General features: G+C 47.4%; 15 protein-coding genes and 5 pseudogenes. 10 read left to right on the top strand and 10 right to left on the bottom strand.

Features of this window, described 5'->3' with window-relative positions:
• Positions 1 to 144: 144 nt before the first annotated feature.
• From guaB to J4645_RS17830, 3 genes and pseudogenes are all read left to right on the top strand, one after another.
• Positions 145 to 1,611 carry an IMP dehydrogenase gene (guaB, locus tag J4645_RS17840; RefSeq protein ID WP_023215030.1) on the top strand — a complete coding sequence of 489 codons (1,467 nt, stop codon included), beginning with the start codon at positions 145 to 147 and terminating at the stop codon, positions 1,609 to 1,611.
• 68 nt (positions 1,612 to 1,679) lie between these two features.
• Complete coding sequence (gene guaA / locus J4645_RS17835; RefSeq protein ID WP_000138296.1) at positions 1,680 to 3,257, top strand: glutamine-hydrolyzing GMP synthase; 1,578 nt, start codon at positions 1,680 to 1,682, stop codon at positions 3,255 to 3,257.
• Positions 3,258 to 3,470: 213 nt separating this feature from the next.
• A pseudogene (locus J4645_RS17830) lies at positions 3,471 to 3,614 on the top strand (Arm DNA-binding domain-containing protein); the annotation flags it as partial.
• On the opposite strand, the pseudogene J4645_RS17825 reads toward J4645_RS17830, so the two are convergent.
• From J4645_RS17825 to J4645_RS17815, 3 genes and pseudogenes are all read right to left on the bottom strand, one after another.
• Positions 3,603 to 4,376: pseudogene (locus J4645_RS17825) on the bottom strand (DUF927 domain-containing protein); the annotation flags it as partial. The pseudogenes J4645_RS17830 and J4645_RS17825 overlap by 12 nt on opposite strands.
• 62 nt (positions 4,377 to 4,438) lie before the next feature.
• Complete coding sequence (locus J4645_RS17820; protein WP_023207709.1) at positions 4,439 to 4,627, bottom strand: AlpA family phage regulatory protein; 189 nt, start codon at positions 4,625 to 4,627, stop codon at positions 4,439 to 4,441.
• A gap of 298 nt (positions 4,628 to 4,925) precedes the next feature.
• A complete protein-coding gene (locus J4645_RS17815) occupies positions 4,926 to 5,582 on the bottom strand; it encodes a hypothetical protein (protein ID WP_023207710.1) in 657 nt (218 codons plus the stop codon).
• A 432-nt stretch (positions 5,583 to 6,014) separates the two neighbouring features.
• Here J4645_RS17815 and J4645_RS17810 point away from each other — a divergent pair, with 432 nt between their 5' ends.
• The 4 genes and pseudogenes from J4645_RS17810 to J4645_RS17795 all read left to right on the top strand — a co-directional run.
• Positions 6,015 to 9,338: a VPA1262 family protein gene (locus tag J4645_RS17810; protein WP_023215028.1), complete on the top strand. Its 3,324-nt coding sequence runs from the start codon at positions 6,015 to 6,017 to the stop codon at positions 9,336 to 9,338.
• Positions 9,339 to 9,440: 102 nt separating this feature from the next.
• On the top strand, positions 9,441 to 9,674 hold the full coding sequence (locus tag J4645_RS17805) for a type II toxin-antitoxin system Phd/YefM family antitoxin (protein ID WP_004853132.1): 234 nt from the start codon (positions 9,441 to 9,443) through the stop codon (positions 9,672 to 9,674).
• Positions 9,675 to 9,869: 195 nt separating this feature from the next.
• Positions 9,870 to 10,037, top strand: a pseudogene (locus J4645_RS22305) (type II toxin-antitoxin system RelE/ParE family toxin); the annotation flags it as partial.
• Positions 10,038 to 10,365: 328 nt separating this feature from the next.
• Positions 10,366 to 10,695: pseudogene (locus J4645_RS17795) on the top strand (DDE-type integrase/transposase/recombinase); the annotation flags it as partial.
• Positions 10,696 to 10,774: 79 nt separating this feature from the next.
• Here the strand turns inward: J4645_RS17795 and J4645_RS17790 are convergent.
• Both J4645_RS17790 and J4645_RS22425 read right to left on the bottom strand, forming a co-directional pair.
• Positions 10,775 to 11,104 carry a DUF1493 family protein gene (locus J4645_RS17790; protein ID WP_023215027.1) on the bottom strand — a complete coding sequence of 110 codons (330 nt, stop codon included), beginning with the start codon at positions 11,102 to 11,104 and terminating at the stop codon, positions 10,775 to 10,777.
• Positions 11,089 to 11,406 (bottom strand): annotated as a pseudogene (locus tag J4645_RS22425) (STM2901 family protein); the annotation flags it as partial. The gene J4645_RS17790 and the pseudogene J4645_RS22425, both read right to left, overlap by 16 nt.
• Between J4645_RS22425 and J4645_RS17785 the strand changes: the two are divergent.
• Positions 11,330 to 11,566 carry a hypothetical protein gene (locus J4645_RS17785; RefSeq protein WP_024146631.1) on the top strand — a complete coding sequence of 79 codons (237 nt, stop codon included), beginning with the start codon at positions 11,330 to 11,332 and terminating at the stop codon, positions 11,564 to 11,566. The pseudogene J4645_RS22425 and the gene J4645_RS17785 sit on opposite strands and share 77 nt — an antisense overlap.
• 166 nt (positions 11,567 to 11,732) lie before the next feature.
• Here J4645_RS17785 and J4645_RS17780 read toward each other — a convergent pair whose 3' ends face one another.
• The 3 genes from J4645_RS17780 to J4645_RS17770 form a co-directional block, all read right to left on the bottom strand.
• The gene (locus tag J4645_RS17780) at positions 11,733 to 12,272 is read right to left on the bottom strand and encodes a DUF5384 family protein (RefSeq protein ID WP_001645527.1); all 540 of its coding nucleotides are present in this window, start codon (positions 12,270 to 12,272) and stop codon (positions 11,733 to 11,735) included.
• A 15-nt stretch (positions 12,273 to 12,287) separates the two neighbouring features.
• Complete coding sequence (locus J4645_RS17775; protein ID WP_001009636.1) at positions 12,288 to 12,803, bottom strand: glycine zipper 2TM domain-containing protein; 516 nt, start codon at positions 12,801 to 12,803, stop codon at positions 12,288 to 12,290.
• Between the two features lie 228 nt (positions 12,804 to 13,031).
• Positions 13,032 to 13,223 (bottom strand): YfgG family protein, encoded by a 192-nt coding sequence (locus J4645_RS17770; protein ID WP_000075924.1) that lies wholly within the window; start codon positions 13,221 to 13,223, stop codon positions 13,032 to 13,034.
• Positions 13,224 to 13,401: 178 nt separating this feature from the next.
• On the opposite strand from J4645_RS17770, the gene J4645_RS17765 reads away from it, so the two are divergent.
• Together J4645_RS17765 and J4645_RS17760 are read left to right on the top strand one after the other, a co-directional pair.
• Complete coding sequence (locus tag J4645_RS17765) at positions 13,402 to 13,539, top strand: hypothetical protein (RefSeq protein WP_001581698.1); 138 nt, start codon at positions 13,402 to 13,404, stop codon at positions 13,537 to 13,539.
• 96 nt (positions 13,540 to 13,635) lie between these two features.
• On the top strand, positions 13,636 to 15,849 hold the full coding sequence (locus J4645_RS17760) for a sensor domain-containing phosphodiesterase (protein WP_023215026.1): 2,214 nt from the start codon (positions 13,636 to 13,638) through the stop codon (positions 15,847 to 15,849).
• 35 nt (positions 15,850 to 15,884) lie between these two features.
• Here J4645_RS17760 and ppx read toward each other — a convergent pair whose 3' ends face one another.
• On the bottom strand, positions 15,885 to 17,426 hold the full coding sequence (gene ppx, locus J4645_RS17755) for an exopolyphosphatase (RefSeq protein WP_023215025.1): 1,542 nt from the start codon (positions 17,424 to 17,426) through the stop codon (positions 15,885 to 15,887).
• A gap of 4 nt (positions 17,427 to 17,430) precedes the next feature.
• The gene (gene ppk1, locus J4645_RS17750; RefSeq protein ID WP_000529555.1) at positions 17,431 to 19,497 is read right to left on the bottom strand and encodes a polyphosphate kinase 1; all 2,067 of its coding nucleotides are present in this window, start codon (positions 19,495 to 19,497) and stop codon (positions 17,431 to 17,433) included.
• Positions 19,498 to 19,538 lie beyond the last annotated feature (41 nt).

Here is a 19,538-nt window from a genome sequence, read left to right as displayed (position 1 = left end):
TCTAAATCAGCAGGTTATTCAATCGATAGTAACCTGCTCACGGGGGATCGCAAGCACTATTTGCAAAAAAATGTAGATGCAACCGATTACGTTCTGTATAATGCCGCGGCAATATTTATTAACCTCCCAGGTGAGATATTGCCCATGCTACGTATCGCTAAAGAAGCCCTGACGTTTGACGACGTCCTCCTTGTTCCCGCTCACTCCACCGTTTTGCCGAATACTGCCGATCTCAGCACGCAGTTGACGAAAACTATTCGTCTGAATATTCCTATGCTTTCTGCGGCGATGGACACCGTGACGGAAGCGCGCCTGGCAATTGCCCTGGCTCAGGAAGGCGGCATTGGTTTTATCCACAAAAACATGTCCATCGAGCGCCAGGCGGAAGAAGTTCGCCGCGTGAAGAAACACGAGTCCGGCGTAGTGACCGACCCGCAGACCGTCCTGCCAACCACCACGTTGTATGAAGTGAAAGCCCTGACCGAGCGTAACGGTTTTGCGGGCTATCCGGTGGTGACTGAAGATAACGAGCTGGTGGGTATCATCACCGGTCGTGACGTGCGTTTTGTGACTGACCTGAACCAGCCGGTGAGTGTCTACATGACGCCGAAAGAGCGTCTGGTGACTGTTCGTGAAGGCGAAGCCCGCGAAGTCGTGCTGGCAAAAATGCACGAAAAACGCGTAGAAAAAGCGCTGGTCGTTGATGATAACTTCCATCTGCTTGGCATGATTACCGTAAAAGATTTCCAGAAAGCGGAACGTAAACCAAACTCCTGTAAAGATGAGCAGGGCCGTTTACGTGTCGGTGCGGCGGTCGGCGCAGGCGCGGGCAACGAAGAGCGCGTTGACGCGCTGGTGGCGGCAGGCGTTGACGTTCTGCTGATCGACTCCTCTCACGGTCACTCTGAAGGCGTGTTGCAACGTATCCGTGAAACGCGCGCAAAATATCCTGACCTGCAAATCATCGGCGGCAACGTTGCGACGGGCGCAGGCGCTCGCGCACTGGCGGAAGCCGGTTGCAGCGCGGTGAAAGTGGGCATCGGCCCGGGTTCCATCTGTACGACTCGTATCGTGACTGGTGTGGGCGTTCCGCAGATCACCGCTGTTTCCGACGCGGTGGAAGCGCTGGAAGGCACCGGGATTCCGGTTATCGCTGACGGCGGTATCCGTTTCTCCGGCGACATCGCCAAAGCCATCGCCGCAGGTGCAAGCGCGGTAATGGTGGGTTCCATGCTGGCGGGTACCGAAGAATCCCCGGGCGAAATCGAACTCTACCAGGGCCGTTCGTACAAATCTTACCGTGGGATGGGCTCGCTGGGCGCGATGTCCAAAGGCTCTTCTGATCGTTACTTCCAGAGCGATAACGCCGCCGACAAACTGGTGCCGGAAGGTATCGAAGGCCGCGTAGCCTATAAAGGTCGCCTGAAAGAGATCATTCACCAGCAGATGGGCGGCCTGCGCTCCTGTATGGGGCTGACCGGTTGTGCTACCATCGACGAACTGCGTACTAAAGCGGAGTTTGTGCGTATCAGCGGTGCGGGCATTCAGGAAAGCCACGTTCACGACGTGACCATCACCAAAGAGTCCCCGAACTACCGTCTGGGCTCCTGATTCTCTTCGCCCGACTTCATGTCGGGCGATTTATTTAATCTGTTTCACTTGCCTCGGAATAAGCGTCAATGACGGAAAACATTCATAAGCATCGCATCCTCATTCTGGACTTCGGTTCTCAGTACACTCAACTGGTTGCGCGCCGCGTGCGTGAGCTGGGCGTTTACTGCGAACTGTGGGCGTGGGATGTGACAGAAGCGCAAATTCGTGACTTCAACCCAAGCGGCATTATTCTTTCCGGTGGCCCGGAAAGCACCACCGAAGAAAACAGCCCGCGCGCGCCGCAGTATGTCTTTGAAGCAGGCGTGCCGGTATTTGGCGTCTGCTACGGGATGCAGACCATGGCGATGCAGCTTGGCGGTCATGTAGAAGGTTCTAATGAGCGTGAATTTGGTTACGCGCAGGTCGAAGTGTTGACCGACAGCGCGCTGGTTCGCGGTATTGAAGATTCCCTGACCGCCGACGGCAAACCGCTGCTGGACGTGTGGATGAGCCACGGCGATAAAGTGACGGCGATTCCGTCCGATTTCGTGACCGTCGCCAGCACCGAAAGCTGCCCGTTCGCCATTATGGCCAACGAAGAAAAACGCTTCTACGGCGTACAGTTCCACCCGGAAGTGACTCACACCCGCCAGGGTATGCGTATGCTGGAGCGTTTTGTACGCGATATCTGCCAGTGTGAAGCCCTGTGGACGCCGGCGAAAATTATCGACGACGCCGTGGCGCGCATTCGCGAGCAGGTGGGCGACGACAAAGTGATCCTCGGTCTCTCCGGCGGCGTGGATTCCTCCGTAACCGCCATGCTGCTGCACCGCGCGATCGGTAAAAATCTGACCTGTGTTTTCGTCGATAACGGCCTGCTGCGCCTCAACGAAGCCGAGCAGGTGATGGACATGTTTGGCGACCATTTTGGCCTGAATATCGTTCACGTACCGGCAGAAGAGCGCTTCCTGTCCGCGCTGGCTGGCGAGAACGATCCGGAAGCCAAGCGTAAGATCATCGGTCGTGTTTTTGTAGAAGTGTTCGACGAAGAAGCGCTCAAACTGGAAGACGTGAAATGGCTGGCGCAGGGCACCATCTACCCTGACGTTATCGAATCTGCGGCGTCTGCAACCGGTAAAGCGCACGTCATCAAATCTCACCACAATGTCGGCGGCCTGCCGAAAGAGATGAAGATGGGGCTGGTTGAACCGCTGAAAGAGCTGTTCAAAGACGAAGTGCGTAAGATTGGTCTGGAGCTGGGCCTGCCGTATGACATGCTGTATCGCCATCCGTTCCCGGGGCCGGGCCTCGGCGTGCGCGTACTGGGTGAAGTGAAGAAAGAGTACTGCGACCTGCTGCGCCGTGCGGACGCTATCTTCATTGAAGAACTGCGCAAAGCGGATCTGTACGACAAAGTTAGTCAGGCGTTCACCGTCTTCCTGCCGGTCCGTTCCGTAGGCGTCATGGGCGATGGTCGTAAGTACGATTGGGTGGTCTCTCTGCGTGCCGTCGAAACCATCGACTTTATGACCGCGCACTGGGCACATCTGCCGTATGACTTCCTGGGTCGTGTTTCCAACCGCATTATCAATGAAGTCAACGGGATTTCCCGTGTGGTGTATGACATTAGCGGTAAACCACCGGCTACCATTGAGTGGGAATAAGCCGATAACCCTTCCTGTGTTTTCATGAACAGGTAAAAGGAAATTTAACCCTCTGTTTTTGCAGAGGGTTTTTATTTATGTGCATAGATGAGTTTTCTGTGTAGCGCACAGCTCCTGACGGTAAATTTGACGTAATCGTCGAAAAAGTAGACAGCCCTCATTAGTCAATACATACAGTAATTAGTCAATTCTGACGGTATTTCCGGAGGGCGTATGCTTACCGATATCCAGCTTAAAAGACTTAAACCGCAGGAAAAAATCTACAAAGTTACCGATCGTGATGGGCTCTATGTAGCCGTATCGCCCACCGGAACTCACTCATTTCGTTACGATTATCGGATTAATGGCCTGCGCAAAGCCGCCAGTCAGATAGTGGCTGCCCTGAAGGATGACATTGTTGCCACCGGGACCGATAACCTCATCCGGCAGCACATACACCCCGCAGTGCCAGCCGGTTTTCTCCACGCAGGTGACCCGGCGTCCGGGGAGTGACCGTGAGATGTACTCGCACAGCAGGCTGCGCAGGGCGGGGCGGGTGGAGATATAGGTCAGGCCATTCTCCAGCAGGATGCGCCGCAGCTCCTCGCCGTTGCCGCTGAGCATCGCCATCGGCATGGCCCAGTGCCGCAACTGCCCGGTGGTGGTGTGCCATTCCAGCAGGCGGCCATAGCTGCCGTCATGGCTGTCGCAGGTGATGGCGGTGACGCGTAGCGGGGAACAGATGCGCTGGGGCTGGACGCCGCTTTCGCCGTCACGGCGTTCGATGAGCTTGTCAAACCACAGCGCCTCTTCATCGAGGCGGAAGTGCTCCGGCAGGATGTCAGAGGGCCTTTCCTGTCGAAGGCGTTCAAGCTGCCCGGTCCAGTTCTCCAGCAACTCCTCCTCGCGGATATCGCCTGTGCGAAGCACCCGGACGTAGAGCGCGTCAGGTCTGATTATGGTCAGGTTATCCAGATCGGCCCGTTCATCCGGTCCGAGAACCACCGGAGGAATATCATCTTCCCGGTCGGGATCTTTTCGCCAGGCGCGTGAGGTCTCCCATGCCAGGCTTCCGGCCAGGATCACCACCTTGAGCGTGCGCTCGGGAGACTGCTTATTGAGAAAAGGGGCGTGTTTCATGATGGGATATCGGTCGGCTCATCCCTGAGCATGGATTAAAGGATGGCGGTGCGGCGCTGTTGTCACTGGCGGATTTCAGCGGCATCGAAGACCACCAGTCGGGAAGAGAGGTGGACGGGGCGGGGGAACCCGGTCTCTTTCACTCTGCGATGGACAGTGGATTCAGTCATTGCTAGGAACTGTGCGACCTGACGGATGCGCACATTTCCTGAAAGAGGAAATTCCGAGGCTGAGGTTGGTAATATATTCATAATCGCTCCTGCTTGGAGTTGAGGTGGCAAGGCCGATAGTATTCAGCTGGTTAGAACACGTCTATAGGGTTGAAAAAATACAGTGAAAGATGCAGTCGTCCAGTGAAAGAAAGTGCTATCTGATGAATAACGATGGATAGGATAAAAAGGGAAGTATAGTTCCAAAATATGTTCTATCTTTATGTATTATAAATAAAAAAACATGGATTGAGCTAATGGGATGACAGAACAGTGAACGACTACGAACCCGTACGAATACGTCCTGAGACGTCCAGGGATGACTGTGGAACACAAAAAGTTAATCTGCGTGGCGATGTTGGACAGACAGAGCCGATTTTAACTTGTTGTAAATGGTAGCGCGTGAGAGACCTTCAGACGAAAATCCTTCGTCTTCCGCAAGGGTTTGTAAATCCCGATAGAGGTTAGACAGACGAGGTGAGTCGAGTGTTCCATATGTACCATTGGCATTTTTGACTAACAGTGAGAGTAATAAAAAAAGCAACCTGTAGGTGTTTTCCTGCTCTGCCGCTTTCCTGTACTGGCCGCGCTGATTGCGGCGTAGTTCCAGACCGCACTCCAGCAATTGCTGGCCTCCAAGTTGCATCAGTAGATCTCTGGCTTTGTTGCGTTTGGCAATAGCAGCTACTGCTCGAAGGCAACGTTCTTGCACTGGTTTTGGTGTGATCTCTTCATCAATCATCAGGTATGCCAGCGCGAACATTTCATCAGCCGAGTGAGTCTGCGAGTTTCTGCCCGGAGGGAAGCATCCGGCAGATTTGATTTGCCGGATAATTTGGTGAAGGAAGATATCGTAGTACTCGTGTTTATCGTCAGGAATTGCAGCGGTTGTGAGGTGTGGTTCCAGAGCACACAACATCAGCGCCAGTTCACGGGCACTGACGGCAGGTAGGTTAGCAGCCCGTTCGAATAGGCTCTGGCGAATAGGACTTATCATAAGAGAGATACTCCAGTTATTTATTAAATACTTAACATGAGGAAAGCTTAAGTTTCTAAGTGGCTTACGAAAAGTGTGTTGCAAGTAACATCAAGTGTCAGTGCCAAGCATACAATCCAGCATTATGTAGGTTAGTCTACACTTAAAATAATGGCTTGGATGAGACTGGTTTTTTAAAATATTGAATTTGGATTTTGGATCTAAGAGAGACTCTCTCTGATCTCCATCAGAGCAATTTTCGTGGAACTATTTTAGCAGGTTTTGTAAAGTGGGAGTTTTTTGCAAGATTTTTCGACTTTTTTGCAACTTGTGTTCTTGCTCTGGATACTATAGATAAAGAGTGTGATATATTTATTAAAATTTACTAAATATATGTTTTAATGTAAAAATATATTCGATTTTGAAATATTATTAAGGATTGGTGGATATTTTATGGCATTTACACTTGATGATTTAATAAATGATAATCGATTAGGGCGATTGTTTTCTGCGGATGAGCGTAATTGTGCGTTGCAACTATGGGTCTTACAGATAACATCCAATTCAATGACGCAAAATCGTATTCTTTATGGGCGTTTGCTCCCATATAACCATTCTAATAATAGCTGGTCCTTTAGTGATAATAATAAATTTCAATCGCTTGGTCAATTCAAAGTAAATGTCACTCGGCTAAATTTATATATTAAAAATAATATTTGTGCCGAGTTGTTAAAAAAAATAAATGATGGTTTGACTATATCTGTAATAAGTGAGGCATTAGGTTTTAAATTTCCTGATAAACTAAATAAACGATTTGGAGAAACAAAGCTTTCTACTGAGGCCTTGGCTTATCGTCCTGTTTCATATTTACTTAATCGAGATGCCTATGACTTTCATACTCTTTCTAGCCCTCATGGCGGAGCAGGGGCACTGAGCGCCTCTATAATCCAGACGGATAAGGCTGCGTTGTTTCGCTTGGGGCCAGATTATGACACTGCGTTAATGGACATGGTAGTCAAGGATCTTAATGAAGATACTGGACTGGACTTCGGAAGAACTGATATTGCCCGATTTGGCGAAATCGAGTTGTTGGTTTTTCCTGCTCTGGATGATAAAGAACGTAAACTACTTGATGTTAGTTGGGTAAATAGACCTAGGGCTTTAGTTGTAAGATTTAATTCTATGCAGGTTCCACAGTTTACGGCTTTTCAGTTTCGCCTGAATATAATGAATAATGGACAGGTTATTTTCTCAGGTATTGCTGTTGGTATTCGTGACTCTGAAGGGATATTTGAATGTTCGTTTGAATTAAGTGACCAAATCCGAACTATTACCGACAGTACAGAAATTGAAATTTTTGGTTTCGTTGATGAATGTTATCGCCTCGGAATGCTGTGTTGCCGCTGGCGTATAGGATATATCCGGGAAATTAATATTCTAGGTCATGCGATTGGACAAAAATCTAATCCAGTAAAATTTGATTGGTTAGAAAAAACGATAAAGCCATCAATGTCAGATCGTGCGAAATCTGCACTCACAATTAATCGCGGTAATTTGGGTTTTACCAGTCATGTTGGAGGGCGTGAAATTGATGTGTGGGTTCCTGCTAACAAAGAGTTGTTATCTATTTTTGAACAGCTTCACCCGAAAAAATCTGAGGGTATGTTTTTCTTGCGATGGGGACAAAGTGATGGTGAAGGACGGTTGCAATTTGTAGAATGGTTTAGGAAAGTTCTATCTCAATACCAAGAACACCAAATAGTTATTTTTGACCCATATTTTGAAGATGCGGGTTTAGGGTTAGTTTTGCTTTGTGCAGCATCAAACTCTGATTATATTATTTTTACGTCTCTTCCAAAAATACCGAAGTTTGATGAAACGGTTGTAGAGGTAGAGTCAGATAAATTATTCACAGGACGAGTTAATAATCTTGTTGCCTGTTGTGAAAATAATATCAACCTGTTAAGTAAGCTTAAGTTACGTATTTATGGAATGAAAGAAGGGCGACTGCATGATCGCTATATCCTAATTATGGGAAGAAATGGATTACCAGTTACTGGGTTTAACCTATCAAATTCTTTCCAGAAAGCCGCAGAAAATCATCCTTTGTTGATAACTCCAATCCCATCAGATGTATTACTTCAGGTGGAGGAGTATATGTCTAGCCTATTGCAGGAAATTGGAACTAATAAGAATGATGATATAGAGGGAAGTACTGCTATACGACTTCTTTTTGACTCAAAGTCATTAGTTATGAGTCCGAAGCGCTATGAACCATTACGTTTTCTTGAGAAAAAGGATGCTGGAAGTGCATTAAGTTTATGGTTTAATCAAATAATATTACGAGATTTAAGTGGTGATAAATTAAAAGAACAGCTAGTAGCACTCGGTTTACTTAAAGGAGACTCACATATTCTGGGTGAAGCCGGTAGCATTCGGTATTATTTAGATAACTTGGCAGTGGATTTATCTGGTTTTATTTCTAGTTGGGATGTCATTGGTGATTTGCTGGCTCATTCCCATAATGATGAGATCAATATACAAAATGAACATAATTTTATTGAATTGTTGACGCAATACCTTGGGTTATCATTTAATCGCTCACATGATGATACTAATAAAGAGTTGGCAGTTGTTGATTCACAACTATTTCAACGAACACTTAAATCTCTCTTACAAACCTCTTATCGTGTAGAACATCTATTTCATTCTACAAAATATACGGTTCTTACTTGGGCTGAATATTACGCAGTCTGTTTATTGTGGCGATATGCTCCTAAACAATTGCTGTTACTTGCTGAAGAGCAAATTACTAAAATGCCAAAAGATACGCAAGGCATAGAAATAGTTAGAATATCTTTATTAAGTCAGATCGTTAGCCAAATTTCCTTATCTATGAATTTTAATCTTAGTGAGGTTCAACAAGAATGTCTTCTCCGAAGTGGCAATGGCTTACTACAATGGATGGGGATAAGTGCTATTGAATCAAAGTTAGAGAAGGTTAAATGTGTTTCCACTGTTTTACCGTTATTAAATATTTTTTCCCATACTGAGCGTGTAATGATATTAGGATGGATGGTTAATCATGCAGCAAGAAACAAGCATGAAACACAGCCCTATAAGGATTTAATCAAAGCATTACATACAGTACTGCCAGAAATTATATCATCAGATGAGTTGCAGCATTTGGTTGACTCTTTACGAGGCCATATGCAGCGATTGGCTTGGGCAGAACCATGGTTATTTACGGATGTAGTTGCTCCTTTGTTGCAAGCGGGAAGAGTGTCTAATGACGACGCTTGTAAAATTTGGACAGAGGAGCTTGTTTATATGCTTGAGGCCCATTCACCGAAGTTGTTTGAGGAATCTAGAGAGGGGCAAACAACTAACATCGCCGCTTTCCTTCTTGCTAATAGTAATCCTGAGGCACAATCGACTAGCGTTAAATTGATACACAATATATTGAAACGTCAGCAACGGATAGTACAACAACCACTTGCGAGTACTTCTAACTGGACTCGATGGGATGGTGCGCTTTTGATTTCTATGTGGATACTGATCTTTGCAAGATGGGGGAAATATTACTTGCGTCAGCGTTCCATGGTTAATGCTGAGTTGGAGCATTTATCACAAGAGGCGTATAGGTTGGTTGTATTTAGACCAGAAGATGAATGGCGATCGAAAAATACAGGTAAAGAAGGTGCATTAATGGCTGTTCTTGATCAAGTAGAGCTACTTTTGACCGAACAGGACGGTGCTGAGGTAAGCCCTCAATAGGCTAAGGTGTTCGCAAGGCAGTTATCAGCACTCATGAATCTTGCTGATGGTCTAAATATAGTCTATATTAAAACCAAAGGATGACTATTAGGCGGACCAATCATGAAAGTAGAGACAATCAGCTACGTTAAAAAGAACGCAGCAACGCTTGATCTGTCAGAACCCATCCTGGTCACACAAAATGGTGTGCCTGCTTATGTTATAGAGTCCTATGACCAGCAACAGGAACGGGAGAACGCCATTGCTTTGCTGAAGCTGCTTACCCTGTCAGAGAAAGATAAAGCTGAAGGGCGCGTGTTCTCGAAAGACCAGTTGCTGGATGGCCTTGCGGATTAAACGCAGCGCGCTAAACGTTAAGGGATTTCCATGGAACAGCAGGTGACCTTTGAGTACACGCTTACGGTAAGACACTGCATTGACACAATAGCCGGTTTTCTGAAGCGTGTTGATGTTGAGCCTCGTCCGGTTATCGCAGATATTCTCACACAGTTTGAGAGTACCGTGGGTCAGTTCCCGCTGGGATGCCAGATTTGCCCTGAATTGCTGAAAATTGGCTGCGCCAAATACCGGGAATTTAACCACTCTGAAGGCTACCGGGTTTTGTATTCAGTAGACGGAACGTTAGTGACAGCACATGCGATCCTGGCACATCGGCAGGATGTTCAGCAGCTGCTGTTTAAGCGTCTGATAATGGCCTGAGAACCCGATCAGTTTACCAATGTCCGCTGTCTGGCAATGGTGAGAGTTCAAAGAAGGCTGGATGTAACTTATGTGTAAAAAATAGTTTACAGCCTCAGCTTTATCATTCTTACGGTATTAATTACGGTATCACAAGAAAGCTTATCTCATAAAACCAATTAATAACAATTAGATAGAATTATTATAAACCATTGAGTGGGAATAAACCGATAACCCTTCCTGTGTTTTCATGAACAGGTAAAAGGAAATTTAACCATCTGTTTTTGCAGAGGGTTTTTATTTATGTGCATAGATGAGTTTTCTGTGTAGTGCACAACTCCTGACGGCAAATTTGACATAATTACGAACCCACGAAGGTTGGCTGTATCTTGCCGTGGTCGTTGATTTGTTCTCGCGCAAAGTTATCGGTTGGTCAATGCAACCACGAATGACAAAAGATATTGTCCTGAATTCGCTTCTGATGGCCGTGTGGTGACGTCATCCCCAAAAACAGGTGCTGGTTCATTCTGATCAGGGTAGTCAGTACACCCGCTATGAATGGCTGAAATCGCACGGACTGGAGGGCAGTATGAGCCATCGTGGCAACTGTCATGACAATGCGGTTGCAGAAAGCTTTTTCCAGCTACTGAAGCGTGAACGGATAAAGAAAAAGATCTACCAACGACTCAGAAGTGCCCAGGTTATCCGTGGCGATTCAGCCCAAATAAGGGGTATTTAAAATATAGTAACTTTATTCTTCAACTATATAACCAACGTCCAGCTTTAGCACTTTCAACGAGCATACCAACTGTTAGTGGCTTACGCGGATCAGGCTCTTTACTTCCAAAGTACTCTGGATTCAGATAGTTGAGTATGTCAAATCCTTCTGAATCTATATTCCAACGCTTGAAGTACTCTTGTAGAAGTTCTTCACTATCTTCAAAAACGAGTTTTAGATCATCCCTAATACTGGTATCAAGCGTGATGGTTCGCTTTGGCCCACAGAGAAAGTACTTTTTAGTGTTATATTCCTGATCGATAAAATCGATAATTTCTTTCTCAATATCTCTCATTAGAAGCACGTCCACTGAATGCGATCTTTAGGAACCGCCACACGATTAAATGTATCTTTAATATCACGCTGGATATCATAAATCGTAGTGAATGTCATAACCCAACCGAGCCAGGGTACATTACGACCAACGAAACGACCTAAATTATTCGTTGAGCTTAGCTGTAATGAGTTGATGGTTTTGCCTGTCAACGTTGGTAATCTGATCCCAGGTGGCAGTTTATAGTTCAACCAATTACTGATGTACTTAGAAGCAATTGATGTTCCTGGAGTTGTTCCACGAGGTTTACCCCTCGTAGGTAGAACTGGTTGCCCTGAACTGCTGAAAATTGGCTGTGCCAGCTACCGGGAGTTTAACCACGCTGAAGGCTATCGGATTTTGTATTCGGTCGAGGGAATCTTAGTAACCGCGCATATGATCTTGTCACCCAGGCAGGATATCCCGCGGTTGCTCTTTAAGCGTCTGATCATGGCCTGAACCCATTGAGTGGGATTGTCTTTTTGCGTTAACGCTAAAGCTTCTTTTTCTTGCGCGGGCTTTTTTATGTAGGGTGACCCGTCCTGAACAGCGAAAATACTGTGCGACCAGACAGAAACCTCCGCTCACGCAGAGGTTTTTTACTGGTCATAAATGATTAGCGAAATCAGTTAAACCAGCCGCTTGCCTTTTCCTCACGGGCTTTACCTTCGCTTTGCAGCAGATCGCGACCGCCTTCAGATAGATTTCTGTTTGCATCAGCATGAGATTGAATAACATCTGTCTGGGCAGCTTTACTTTTCAGCTCTTGATCGATGAATTCATTTTCTCTTTTTACCCGGGCCTCTTCCCTGGCCAGCGCCAGTTTTTGTTTCTGAATTTCTAAACGACGAAGCTCATCTTCGTAGCTTTGATCGCGCGCTTTATCTTGCGCGGCTTCCGCTGCCAATTTTGCTTGCCGTGCTTTCCGTTCAGCTTCTGCCGCTTTTGCTCGCTGCTTAGCAACCGCGGCCGCATTGGCTTGCCTTTGTCTTTCCTGTTGAGCCTCTTGATCTCGTTTGGCTTGCAGAGCATCACGTTGTCTGTTTTCTTCATTTTTTCCTTGCTGTTCAGCCTGGGCTACCGCCGCAAGCTGATCCTGCAAAGAAGAAGATAAAACCGAGCCGCTTAGGGTGAATAAAACAGCGCCGAAAATAACTTTCTTCATAAAATCTCCCGATAGTTAGCTTTTCTCAGGACATTTCGTATTGGGTTGAATTCGCGTTTCGTTATCTTTGGTCGATATCACCATCGCCAGACCGGTGGTAAATTGGCACGTTTTTCCAACCTGGGTGGAGGTATAAACCTTCGTTCCTTCTTTGTAAGTCAAAGATACAGCTTCAACTAACGTTTTATCTTTAACTAATGAACCCGCCGCTGCGCCAACGGCTCCGCCGCCAACCGCGCCGGCAGTAGTACCCAAACCGCTACCTGAACCCACGTTATGACCAGTAACGCCGCCCGCTACAGCCCCAAGAATTGCGCCGAAGGTCTGAGCGGTTTTTTTATTGGCGGTGTTATCTACGGCAACTTTCGCTGGCAAAACAGAGATAATATTGACGGTCTTTGTTTCTTGCTTCGCGTTTAACTGCCCGGTTTGGTAAACATCTGCGGCATAGTCATCCGCATTGGACTGGCATCCGGCAAGAGAAAAAGAGGCAAACAAAACCAGAGGCAAAGCATTTTTTTTAAAATTCATCACAATTCCTTGTTTAGGTAATAACGCAAAAAGGAATGTATTTAAGACTAATCTTAAAAAAAGTAAACTATCGTTTCTTGTAGTTGATTGTTTTTTTAGACTAAAAAACAAAGCATTAGATAGTACGATGCTTTGTTTTTATCGGTTCATGCTAAGCCAGGGAAGGGAAAACAGAGTTCTGGATAACACAGTAAGCCTGTGACGATAATATCGCCAACGGATAACAGCTTAACGTTGTCCCGGCGTGGTGACAGAAAGCGATGACTGTTGCGCTTCTTTTTTATCCTGATGGTGCTGCCAGGCGCCGATAGAAGAGTAGACGAAACGTCCAAAGAAGAAGAGAAAACTGATAAGCAGTACGATACGGGTCATGCGAGTGTTAAATCGATGTCGTTTTCGCATACTGTTGGCCTGACTCACAAAGGGTTCCTTAACGTTGGCCCAGCGATATGGGCGGGATCAGGCCGGGTTCTTCAAGGGTATTATCAAGGCGAAGAACGTAACAAGCCTGCGTTCACTCTACATTAAGGCATACTGCGAACCGATGGTCAATTCCTCTTAATGTAAAATTGCGTCAGTTGATTTATCTTATATTGTTATGGAAGATAATTTTAGTATTTACATTAATAATAAATTAATGATAACAAAGAATAAAAAGACGAATAAAGGCTGCAGGAGAAAGGTAATAATTGACTTAAATCAAATGTTACTTTTGTTTAATAATTACAATCGATGACTATCGTGTGATGTATATCGCATCATCAATTTAAAGTCAGGTGGGATGCCTGTCTGTTAACGCCCCTTTGGGATTGGGGGGTTCTGCTGAGCATCTATGAAACTAAATAAAACTTATATAAATATCAGAGATAAATGGTGGGGACTACCGCTCATTCTCCCTTCGATTTTACTACCTGTTTTAAGTAGCGCAAATACTTATGCGCTTACCAGCACTGGAAATGTGGTTCTTTTTTACCTGCCGTTAGCTTTTATGCTTAGTCTGATGCTCTTTTTCGGCTGGGCAGCACTGCCGGGTATTGTGCTTGCTATCTTCTGGCGCAGATACCCGCAGACAGGGCTGTATGAAACCCTTTCTGTGACGATGCACTTTATCATTACTATCGTGCTAAGTTGGGGCGGCTATCGTGTCTTTTCCCCCCGGCGAAATAATGTTTCCCACGGCGACGCCCACCTGTTGTTTCAACGAATGTTCTGGCAGGTATTTTGTTCAGCAACATTATTTCTGGTCATCTACCAGTTTGCCGCTTTTGTTGGCATGTACGAAAGTAAAGCCAGCCTGATGGGGGTAATGCCCTTTAATATCAACACGCTGATTAATTACCAGGCGTTACTGGTCGGTAACCTTATCGGCGTGCCATTGTGCTATTTTATTATTCGTACTCTCCGCAATCCGCTGCACCTGCGCGGGTATTATCAGCAATTAAAGCTACAGATTGATAGCAAGGTCACTAAAAAAGAGATCGTTATTTGGCTGGCCGTATTGACTACACTAATGTTTATACTGTGTATGCCATTGACTGATAATAGTTCAATATTTAGTACCAACTATACGCTTTCGTTATTATTGCCGGTCATGCTGTGGGGCGCGATGCGCTATGGCTATAAGTTTATTTCAATTATCTGGGCCGTCGTGCTAATTACGTCAATTCATTATTATCAGCGTTATATGCCCTGGTATTCAGGTTATGATACGCAATTAGCGATTACCTCTTCGAGCTATCTGGTTTTTTCTTTTATTGTTAATTATATGTCTGTACTGGCCACGCGCCAGCGCGTAGTGAGTGGTCGCGCACGGCGGCTGGCCTATCTTGACCCGGTGGTACATCTTCCCAATTTACGTGCGTTAAACCGCGCGCTCCAAAATGCGCCCTGGTCTACGATCTGTTTTTTACACGTGCCGGGTCTGGAGCTATTGGGTAAAAATTATGGCGTCATGCTACGCATCCAGTATAAGCAAAAGCTCTCTCACTGGATTACGCCGATGTTGGCCTCAAATGAGTGCGTCTACCAGATGTCAGGGCACGACCTGGTGCTGCGTCTTAATACAGAGGCGCATCAGCAGCGTATTGAAGCGCTGGATAAACATATTAAGCAGTTTCGGTTTATCTGGGATGGACTGCCGCTACAGCCGCCTGTCGGCGTGAGCTACTGCTGCGTGCGTTCTCCGGTTAGCCACCTTTATCTTCTGCTGGGCGAATTAAGCACCAGTTCCGATCTTTCGTTGACGACTAACGCGCCGGAGGATTTACAGCGGCGCGGCGCAATGCACCTGCAGCGCGATTTGAAGGGCAGAATTGCGATGATGAATCGCCTGCAACAGGCGTTGGAGCACGATCATTTTTTCCTGATGGCGCAGCCTATTTTCGGTGTTCGTGGGGACGTTTACCATGAAGTTTTACTGCGACTCAGGGATGACAACGGCGACGTTATCAACCCGGACAATTTTTTACCCGTGGCGCATGAGTTTGGTTTGTCTTCCGCTATCGATCTCTGGGTGATTGAAAACACGCTGCGGTTTATGGCGGCCAGCCGGGAATATATGCCCGCGCATCGTTTTGCCATTAATCTGTCGCCAACATCGGTATGTCGCGCCCGTTTTCCTGCAGAAGTTAAGCAGTTGCTTAAACAATATCAGGTTGAACCCTGGCAACTGGTTTTTGAGGTAACGGAAAGCAACTCTCTCACCAATGCTGAGCAGGCGCAGTTGACGCTGGGACAGCTACAGCAGTTTGGCTGTCAGATAGCGATTGATGATTTCGGTACAGGCTACGCCAGCTATGCGCGGCTGAAAAACGTTAACGCCGATATTCTTAAAATTGACGGCAGTTTTATTCGCAATATAGTGTCAAACAGTCTCGATTATCAGATTGTGGCTTCTATTTGTCATTTAGCGCGAATGAAAAAAATGCAGGTCGTCGCGGAGTATGTCGAGAGCGAAGAAATACGAAGCGTCGTGCTGTCGTTGGGGATCGACTATCTTCAGGGATATTTAATTGGCGAGCCGCAGCTATTATCTGAGATTCAGTAAAGGCAGACGCCGCGGCGCGGCGTCTGATCCACAATTTACGCGGCGATCTCCGGCGAGCTTTCTTCCTCAATATTGAGACGCCAGCCAGTTACCGCTTCCCAGTACTGCTGTTCTTTTTCCAGATCAAGCAGTACCAGCGCATTCTGGCTGAACCAGTCATGCGGAAAACATAACGTCCAGTGGCTGTCATCGGTCGTTAGCCGCAGCGTCGGCGGCGTGGTGGTCGCCTGCCGCTGGTTGTTCAGTAATACGCCCAGCCGAAGTAGCTGAATTAACGGCAGATACTGTTTTTTCTTAAACAGCGTAAAGCGGGGCATATCATCCAGTTTTATGGCTTTACGATGATAACGCACCAGCGTCGCCATCATCATTTGCTGCTCCTGATTAAAGCCGGGCAAATCGCTGTGTTGCAGAATATAAGCCGAATGGCGATGTAAACCGCTGTGATTAATATTCAGTCCAACCTCATGCAGCATTGCCGCCCAGCGGAGCAACGCTTCAAGCTGCGGATGCGCCAGTTTTGGCTGCTGGGCCTGCCACTGCTCGTACATTTGCATGGTGGTTTCCAGCACGCGTCTGGCCTGTTCTCTGTCAATGTTGTATTGATTGGCCAGACTTTTTGCGGTACGGCTGCGAACATCCTGATGGCGGAAGCGGCCTTCCATTTCATACAGCACGCCTTCGCGCAACGCGCCGTCGGAAAGGCGAAGCTCGCGGATAGCCAGAGCATCAAAAACGCCGCACAGAATCGCCAGGCCCGGCACAAAGACCGCTTTTCGTTCTTCAGACAGACCCGGCAGGCTGAGCGCATTAAAGGAGCGGTGCTTCAACACTTCTGACTTCAGTTTATCGAGGCGCTCCGGCGTAATGAAGCCATTTTTCTCACCCAGCGCCAGGAGAACTTCATGAGCGGCCTTAATCGTACCGGAAGCGCCCATCGCCACGTTCCAACCCTGAATACGATACTGCCAGGTTAAGGTTTCCAGTTTTTGCGCCGCCGCCATTCGGGCGCGCTGGAAGTTTTCTTTATTGATAACGCCGCCGGGAAAGTAGAGCTGCGCGAAGCTCACGCAGCCCATACGACGGCTTTCAACCAGCCTGGGTTCGAAGTTTTCGCCAATGACCAGCTCTGTTGACCCGCCGCCGATATCGATCACCAGCTTGCGGCCTTTTTCCGGCTGCGTATGTTCTACGCCCATAAAAATCAGGCGCGCTTCTTCGTTACCGGAAATAATCTCTATCGGGTAGGGAATAACCTTTTCCGCGCGTTTGAGAAAATCAGCGGCATTTTGCGCCTGACGTAACGTATGGGTACCTACGATACAGACGCTGGAAGGGGAGAAACCTTGTAAGCGTTCAGCAAACAACGACAGACAGCTAAGCCCTCGTTCCATGGCTTCTTCGCTGAGTTTGTTATCCGCGCCCAGCCCGTCCGCCAGATGGACGCGCTGTTTTAAGCGCCCGATAATCTGCATTGCGCCGTCAACCACGCGGGCAATGACCATATGAAAGCTGTTTGAGCCGAGATCGACCGCAGCGAACTCCTGCGGGCGAGGGGATTTATCGTAAATTGGCATAGCGTTAGTCTGGTTGCTCGAGTGATTTGATGTAGTCATAAATTGCCAGCTGCGCCTGAACTTTACGGCGATTGCCGCGCGGCACGTAGCGGTTGCTGAGTTCTTTATCGATAAAACGCGCTTTTACCGTGTCGCTAAACAGAATGTCAATGATATCCAGGACGCGTTGTTTAAGCCGCGGGTCGAGGATAGGCGTAGCGACTTCGATACGGTAGTCAATATTACGCGTCATCCAGTCAGCTGAAGAGAGCCAAACTTGCTTATCACCGCCGTTTTCGAAAATATAAACCCGATCGTGTTCCAGATAGCGATCCACGATGCTAATCGCGCGAATATTATCGCTAATGCCTTCCAGCTGCGGAATAAGAGAACACATACCGCGCACCAGCAGATTGACCTGGACGCCCGAACCCGACGCGGCGTATAGCCTGTCGACTAACCCTTTATCAACCAGGTTGTTAAGCTTTAACGTAATCCCTGACGGTAAGCCTTGCTGGGCGTTGGCGATTTCACGATCGATCATCTCATACAGCAGACGCCGTGAGTTTTGTGGAGAAACCATCAAATAATCGAAAGTGACCGGGCGATAGGGGTTTTCAATAAAATTAAAGACCCGACGCACTTCATTGGTAATGCGCGCATCGGCGGTCAGCAGCGAATAATCGGTATACAGCCGCGCTGTTTTTTCGTTGAAGTTACCGGTGCCGATATGCGCATAACGCACCACGTCATCGCCCTCTTTTCGTGAGATGAGAAAGAGTTTGGCGTGAATTTTCAGCCCAGGCGCAGAGAAAATAACATGGACGCCCGCTTCGGTTAACCGCTTGGCCCAGTGAATATTCGCCTCTTCATCGAAGCGCGCCTGCAACTCCACCACCACGGTGACTTTTTTGCCGTTATGGGCGGCATGGATCATCGAGTCAATAATGCGCGAGTCTTTCGCTACGCGATAAATATTGATTTTGATCGCCAGCACGCTTGGGTCAAACGACGCCTGGCGTAGCAGTTCCAGTACATGCTCGAAGGTATGGTACGGATAATAGAGCAGCACATCACGTTCACGAATCGCGTCAAAACCGTTACGAAACTTCTCTTTATCAAACCAAAGATGGCGTAACCGCGGTAACGGTTTATTGACCAGGTTGGCTTTACCGACATTCGGAAAATTAATAAAGTCTTTAAAATTGTGGTAGCGCCCGCCGGGTACGATTGAGTCATACCGGGAGATCGTCAGTTTTTCCCGCAGCACGTCGACCAGCGCGGCGGGCATATCGCGTTGATAGACAAAGCGCACAGGTTCAGCGGTCAGGCGCTGCTTCAGGCTGGAAGACATCAGCTCCATCAGACTGGATTCCATCTCATGCACCAGGTCATATTCGGCATCGCGGGTCATTTTCATCGAATAGGCATTAAGCGCGTCATAGTCGAAGAACCCTTTAAAAATGTCATCCAGGCAGTAGCGCAGAATATTATCCAGAAGAATCATCGGCTTGCGTCTGCGCGGTGTCTCCGGCGGCAGATTAACGAAGCGTGGGACTTTGTCGGACGGTATCTCCAGCAGCGCATAGTTGATGGTATCGCCGCGGATAATCTCCACCGCCAGATAGGTGTAATCATCTTTTAAAAACTGAACAAGATCCGTCTCCCGGTTAATGAGAATCGGGGTAATATGCTGGCGCAAATAGTGCTTAAAATAGTGGCGCAACCAGCTTTGTTGGTTCACCGAGAGCTGACGCTCGTTGATCAGAAAGATTTGATTACGCGCCATTTCCAGCAGTAATTCGTTGTACAGGCCGTCGAACTCCTGGTCTGCTTTCAACACGCGGGACTGAATTTTGCCTAACAAATGGCGTGAATGAGAATTTGAACCCTGTTCTTCGCTGATAATAATGCGTCGTTTCAGTTCAGCGAAACGCACTTTGTAGAACTCGTCGAGGTTATTAGAATAGATTCCCAGGAACCGCATCCGCTCAATCAACGGGTTGGATTTATCCGCTGCTTCCTGTAACACGCGTTCGTTAAATGCTAACCAGCTCAGTTCTTTCTCGATATATAGCTTTTCCTGACCCATTACTACCTATACTCCGTTTTATTCACGGGACACTGCCTGAT

Origin of the sequence: Salmonella sp. 32082101201600294FB01SM01 (assembly GCF_017572865.1) — a bacterium.
GTDB lineage: Bacteria > Pseudomonadota > Gammaproteobacteria > Enterobacterales > Enterobacteriaceae > Salmonella > Salmonella enterica.
The sequence above is the reverse complement of the archived record's forward strand: the minus strand, read 5'-3'. Positions and strand labels throughout refer to the sequence as shown.